This is a genomic window from Streptomyces sp. NPDC035033, assembly GCF_040636735.1.
Taxonomy (GTDB): domain Bacteria; phylum Actinomycetota; class Actinomycetes; order Streptomycetales; family Streptomycetaceae; genus Streptomyces.
Genome location: NZ_JBEZUZ010000187.1, coordinates 1 through 5,290, shown reverse-complemented (window position 1 = coordinate 5,290; position 5,290 = coordinate 1). Strand labels below are relative to the sequence as shown.

The 5,290-nt window shown below is 76.9% G+C and carries 5 protein-coding genes; all 5 read right to left on the bottom strand.

What is annotated here, in order from left to right; all coding sequences use genetic code 11:
* Nucleotides 1–454, bottom strand: a 454-nt coding sequence (locus AB0E83_RS35045) for an aldolase/citrate lyase family protein (protein WP_362120810.1), incomplete at its 3' end; no start/stop codon positions are given.
* Nucleotides 451–1,644, bottom strand: a complete 1,194-nt coding sequence (locus AB0E83_RS35040) for a CoA transferase (RefSeq protein ID WP_362120808.1) — start codon at nt 1,642–1,644, stop codon at nt 451–453. The genes AB0E83_RS35040 and AB0E83_RS35045, both read right to left, overlap by 4 nt.
* A complete protein-coding gene (gene rbsK, locus AB0E83_RS35035) occupies nt 1,641–2,561 on the bottom strand; it encodes a ribokinase (RefSeq protein ID WP_362120806.1) in 921 nt (306 codons plus the stop codon). The genes AB0E83_RS35040 and rbsK overlap by 4 nt, the downstream gene beginning before the upstream one ends.
* Nucleotides 2,558–3,967 (bottom strand): ADP-ribosylglycohydrolase family protein, encoded by a 1,410-nt coding sequence (locus AB0E83_RS35030; RefSeq protein WP_362120804.1) that lies wholly within the window; start codon nt 3,965–3,967, stop codon nt 2,558–2,560. The genes rbsK and AB0E83_RS35030 overlap by 4 nt, the downstream gene beginning before the upstream one ends.
* The gene (locus tag AB0E83_RS35025) at nt 3,964–5,115 is read right to left on the bottom strand and encodes an ADP-ribosylglycohydrolase family protein (protein WP_362120802.1); all 1,152 of its coding nucleotides are present in this window, start codon (nt 5,113–5,115) and stop codon (nt 3,964–3,966) included. Before AB0E83_RS35025 ends, AB0E83_RS35030 begins: the two co-directional genes overlap by 4 nt.
* Nucleotides 5,116–5,290: the final 175 nt, after the last annotated feature.

Here is a 5,290-nt window from a genome sequence, read left to right as displayed (position 1 = left end):
GACCGGGCCGACCTGGCCGGGGTGGAGCGGGTGCTGGACGTCGGCGGCGGCGACGGGGTGAACGCGATCGCGCTGGCCGAGGCGAACCCGGGGACCGGTGGATGTCGGAGGCGTGTGTCACCTTGGGGACACGGAGACCGCCGAGGCCGGGGAGGGAGGCCAGGACGGGGATGTCGCGCGGGGTGTGGATGCGGACGTGCACCGGGACGGGGTGGGCGTCGGAGAGCAGATCGGCGGTGGCGTCGAGGGCGTACGCCTTGCGGTCCGGGGCGACCGCGTCCTCCAGGTCCACGATGACCACGTCGGCGCCGGAGGAGAGCGCCTTGCGGACCACCTCGGGGCGGTCGCCGGGGGCGTACAGCCAGGTGAGGGGTGGACGGCCGCGGGGCCGGCCGTGCACGGCGCCGGGGCGGCCCGGACCGGTCTCCGCCGTGCGCGCGCCGGGGGCGCTCATACCGCCCCCTGGGCGCGCAGGGAGGTGATCTCGGCCGGGGTGAGGCCGGCCGCCGTCAGCACCTCGTCGGTGTCGGCGCCGTGCGGGCGGCCGGCCCAGCGGATCCCGCCCGGGGTCTCGGAGAGCCGGAAGAGCACGTTCTGCATGCGGATCGGGCCCAGCTCCGGGTCCGGGACCTCGGTGACCGTGCCGAGCGCCTGGTACTGGGGGTCGTCGAGGACGTCCCGGACGTCGTAGACCGGGGCGATGGCCGCCTCCGCCTTCTCGAAGGCGGCCATCGCCTCGTCGCGGGTGCGGCGGGCGATCCACGAGCCGACGGCCTCGTCGAGGACGTCGGCGTGCGCGGCCCGGCCGGCGCCGTCGGCGAACCACGGCTCGTCGATCAGCTCCGGCCGGTCCACCAGGCGCATCACCCGCTCGGCGATCGACTGCGCCGAGGTGGAGACGGCCACCCAGGAGCCGTCGGCGGTCCGGTAGGTGTTGCGGGGGGCGTTGTTGCGGGAGCGGTTGCCGGTCCGGGGCTGGACGTAGCCGAGCTGGTCGTACCAGAGGGGGTGGGGGCCGATGACGGAGAGCATCGGTTCGATGATGGCCATGTCGACGACCTGGCCGCGCCCGGTCGTCGTCCTCGCGGTGAGCGCGGTCATCACCGCGTACGCGGTGGCGAGGGCGGCGATCGAGTCGGCGAGGCCGAAGGGGGGCAGGGTCGGCGGGCCGTCGGGCTCGCCGGTGATCGCGGCGAAGCCGCTCATCGCCTCGGCGAGGGTGCCGAAGCCGGGCCGGTGGGCGTACGGCCCGAACTGGCCGAAGCCGGTGACCCGGGCCAGGACCAGACGGGGGTTGACCGTGGACAGCTCCTCCCAGCCCAGGCCCCAGCGCTCCAGGGTGCCGGGGCGGAAGTTCTCCACGATGACGTCGGCGTCGGCGGCCAGCCTCAGGAGGGCGTCCCGGCCGCCGGGGGTGGACAGGTCGAGGGTGACGGCCCGCTTGTTGCGGCCCAGCACCTTCCACCACAGGCCCACCCCGTCCTTGGCGGGGCCGTGGCCCCGGGACGGGTCGGGCTTGCGGGGGTGCTCGACCTTGACGACGTCGGCGCCGAAGTCGCCGAGCATCATGGCGGCCAGCGGCCCGGCGAAGAGCGTCGCCAGATCGAGGACGCGCAGCCCCGTCAGGGGCGGTGCGGTGGTCATACGGGATCGGCCTCCAGGAACTCGGGGGCGTCGAGGGCCGCCTCGATCTCGACGCGGTACGGCATCGAGGTCGAGGCGCCCTCGCGGCGGACGGAGAGCGCGGCGGCGGTGGCCGCCCAGGCCAGGGCCTCCGGCACGGGACGGCCCTCGCCGAGGGCGACCGTGAGCGCGCCGACGAAGGTGTCGCCGGCGGCGGTGGTGTCGACGGCCCGCACCCGCGGGGCGGGCACGGAGAGGGGTTCGGCGCCGCGGGCCGCGTAGAGGCAGCCGGCCGCGCCGAGGGTGACGACCACCTCGGGGACGGCGTCGAGGAGGGCGAGCGCGGCGGCGCGCGGGTCGGTGCGGCCGGTGAGCGCGGCGGCCTCGTGCTCGTTGGGCACCAACAGGTCGGTGGCGGCCAGGAGTTCGGGCGGGAGCTGCCGGGCGGGGGCCGGCGTGAGGACGGTGCGCACCCCGCGCGCCCGGGCGTGGACGGCGCCCTCGGTGACGACGGAGAGGGGGAGTTCGAGCTGGAGCAGCAGCAGGTCGGCGCCGGAGATCAGGGCCTCGTCGCCGTGGTCGAGGGAGGTGACGGTGGCGTTGGCGCCGGGGACGACGACGATCGCGTTGCCGCCCTCGTCGTCGACGACGATGTGCGCGGTCCCGGAGGGGCCCTCGACGGTGCGGAGCAGGTCGGTGTCGACGGCGCAGTGCTCCAGGACGGAGCGGAGCCGGGTGCCGAAGTCGTCGGAGCCGACCGCGCCGATCATGGCGACCTCGCCGCCCGCGCGGGCGGCGGCGACCGCCTGGTTGGCGCCCTTGCCGCCGGGGATCGTGCGGAAGGAGCGGCCGGTGACGGTCTCGCCGCGGGCCGGGGCCCGCTCCACATAGGCCACGAGGTCCATGTTGGTGCTTCCGAGCACCACGATGCTGGTCATGGGCGTACTGCCTCCAGGTGGGTGAGGTCGGCGAGGGCGTCGAAGCCGATGCCGTCGAAGGACGGCACCGAGGTCGCGAGCCGGTTCTTCAGGGGGGAGGTCCAGCGGTCCGGGAGCCGGTCCGGCCGGCCGGCGAGGAGACCGGCGACCGAGCCGGCGGTGGCGCCGTTGGAGTCGGTGTCCCAGCCGCCGGAGACGGCCGCGCAGATCGAGCGGGTGAAGTCGCCGTCGGCGTGGGTGAGGGCGGCGGCGAGCAGCGCGGCGTTCGGCACGGCATGGACCCAGTGGTACCCGCCGTACCGGGCGTGCAGCCGGTCCACGACGGTGTCGAGGTCGGGGACGGCGCGGGCGGTGGCGATGCCGTACCGGACGGCCTCGGCGAGCCGGGAGCGGGGCGGGACGACGGAGAGGCCGGCGGCCAGCGCCCCGTGGACGCCGGTCGTGCCGCCCGCGGCGGCGGCGACGGTCGCGGCGGCGAACATCGCGCCGTACACGCCGTTCCCGGTGTGGCTGAGGACCGCGTCCCGGTGGGCCTGGGCGGCGGCCGCGGCCGGGTCGCCGGGGTGGGTCCAGCCGTGGACGTCGGCCCGGATCTGGGCGCCGATCCACTCCCGGAAGGGGTTGCGGCGGCCGGCGGTCAGCGGGGGCTCGACGCCGTCGAGGAGGTTGCGGTAGGCGATCCGCTCGGCGGTGAAGGCGCGGCCGGCGGGGAGTTCGCCGAGCCAGAGGCGGGCCACGTCGGCGGTGGTGAAGGAGCGGCCGTGGCGGCGGAGGAGGAGCAGGGCGAGGAGGGGGTAGTTGAGGTCGTCGTCCTCGGGCATCCCGTCGATGGTCTCGGCGAGCGAGGTGGCGGCGGAGCGGCGGTTCCAGGGGTGCGCGGCGAGCAGCGCGGGCGGCACCCCGCGCGCGGTGAACCAGTCGTCGAGCGGCCAGTTCCCGGCGGCCCGGGCCAGCGCCCGGATCGCGTCGAGCGGCAGCTTCTCGACGGGCTTCCCGAGCAGGCACCCGGCCGCCCGCCCCAGCCAGGCGGCGTGCAGCCGGTCGCGCAGGCCCGGGTCCCCGGCGGCCCCGGGGGCCGGTGCGGGCCAGTCGGGGCAGGCGGCGACGATCGCGTCGAGCGCGGTGGGCTCGACGGTGGCGAGCGGGGCGGGGAGGGCGGCCAGTTCGTCGAGCAACTCCTCGGCGAGCGCCCGCAGTTCGGGTCGGGGCGCGGCCGACGCGCCGGCGGCGGCCGGGGCCGGGTGCCCGCCGGCCGCGTACCAGCGCGCCGCGATCCCCCCGGCCTCCCGCCCGTCCTCGGCGGCCTGCCGCAGTTCGTGCCCGACGAGGTCCTCGGGCTGCACCCAGGTGAGGCGGACGGGGGCGGGCGGTGTCCGGGCCGGGCGGGCCGGGGCGGTGTCCGTCATCGGAGGGTGTCCGTGAGGGCGGCGCGGGCGGCCTCGACGGCGCGGCGGCGGGCGGCGTCGCGGGCGAAGACCTCGCGGGCCACGGCGGCCAGGGCCGTCGCCGGGGCGTGCAGGTCGAGGCGGCTGGCCTCCGCGACCCGCTTGGCCCAGTCGGAGGGGACCGCCGCCTCGCCGCGCAGGGCGCCCGCGACCGCGCCCGCCATGGTGGCGATGGAGTCGCAGTCGCGGCCGTAGTTGACCGCGCCGAGGACCGTGCGGCGGTAGTCGCCCTCGCCGACCAGGAGCATGCCGAGGGCGATCGGCAGCTCCTCGATGGAGTGGAGGCGGGAGGGGCGGCGGGCGTCGAGACCGGGGTTGCGGTAGTCGGGGCCGACGGAGTCGTACGGGGCGACCGCCCGGCGCAGCGGTACGAGGGCGGACTCGAAGTCCCGGTGCCGGTCCGCGACTTCGGCGACCGCCTCGATCGCGGCGCGGGTGCCGTCCTTCGCGAGGGAGAGGGCGGTGTCGACGACCGTGCGCGGGGTGGCGCCGGGGGCGCAGGCCGCCGCGACCGCCGCCGCGAAGACGCCCGCGGCCTCGCGGCCGTACGAGGACTGGTGGGCGCCCGCGACGTCCAGGGCCTCGGCGTAGGCACCGTGCGGGTCGGCGGCGTTGACCAGGCCGACCGGCGCCATGTACATCGCGGCCCCGCAGTTGACGATGTTCCCGGTGCCGGCCTCGCGCGGGTCGGCGTGTCCGTAGTGGAGGCGGGCGACGATCCACTTCTCGGCGAGGAAGATCCGCTGGAGGGGGAGGGCCTCCGCCTCCAGCTCCGGGATCCACACGGGGGAGCCCATGAGCTCGGGGACGAGGTGGTCCGCGACCGCGTACGCGTCGAGGTGGTCGCGGACCCTCGCGTACACCCGGACCAGGGCGTGGGTCATCAGGGTGTCGTCGGTGACGTGCCCGTCGCCCTTGTGGTACGGGGCGATGGGGCGGGCGGTGCGCCAGGCGTCGCCGTTCCAGGGGCCGACGACGCCGGTGACCCGGCCGCCGTGGCGCTCGGCGATCTGCTCGGGGGTGTACCCCTCCACGGGGCCGCCGAGGGCGTCGCCCACGGCGGCACCGAGGAGACTTCCGGTGATCCGGTCATCCAGTGTGGGTGTCATGCCCGAATTGTCCACCCGGGGGCGCCGGTTCCGTGGCTCCGAGGAGCCCGGCGAGTTCCACCAGGTCGGTCCCGGCGAGCCGGGGGAGCGTGCCGGTGGTCGCCGGGTTCCTGTCGGCCCTCGGCTTCACGGGGGCCCTGGTGCTCGGCGCCACCGGTGCGGGGGCGGGGGCCGC

Bases quoted from the DNA above. Each gene is read 5' to 3' on its own strand.
- AB0E83_RS35040 (WP_362120808.1), bottom strand. From the start codon at position 1,644: ATGACCACCGCACCGCCCCTGACGGGGCTGCGCGTCCTCGATCTGGCG.
- rbsK (WP_362120806.1), bottom strand. From the start codon at position 2,561: ATGACCAGCATCGTGGTGCTCGGAAGCACCAACATGGACCTCGTGGCC.
- AB0E83_RS35030 (WP_362120804.1), bottom strand. From the start codon at position 3,967: ATGACGGACACCGCCCCGGCCCGCCCGGCCCGGACACCGCCCGCCCCC.
- AB0E83_RS35025 (WP_362120802.1), bottom strand. From the start codon at position 5,115: ATGACACCCACACTGGATGACCGGATCACCGGAAGTCTCCTCGGTGCC.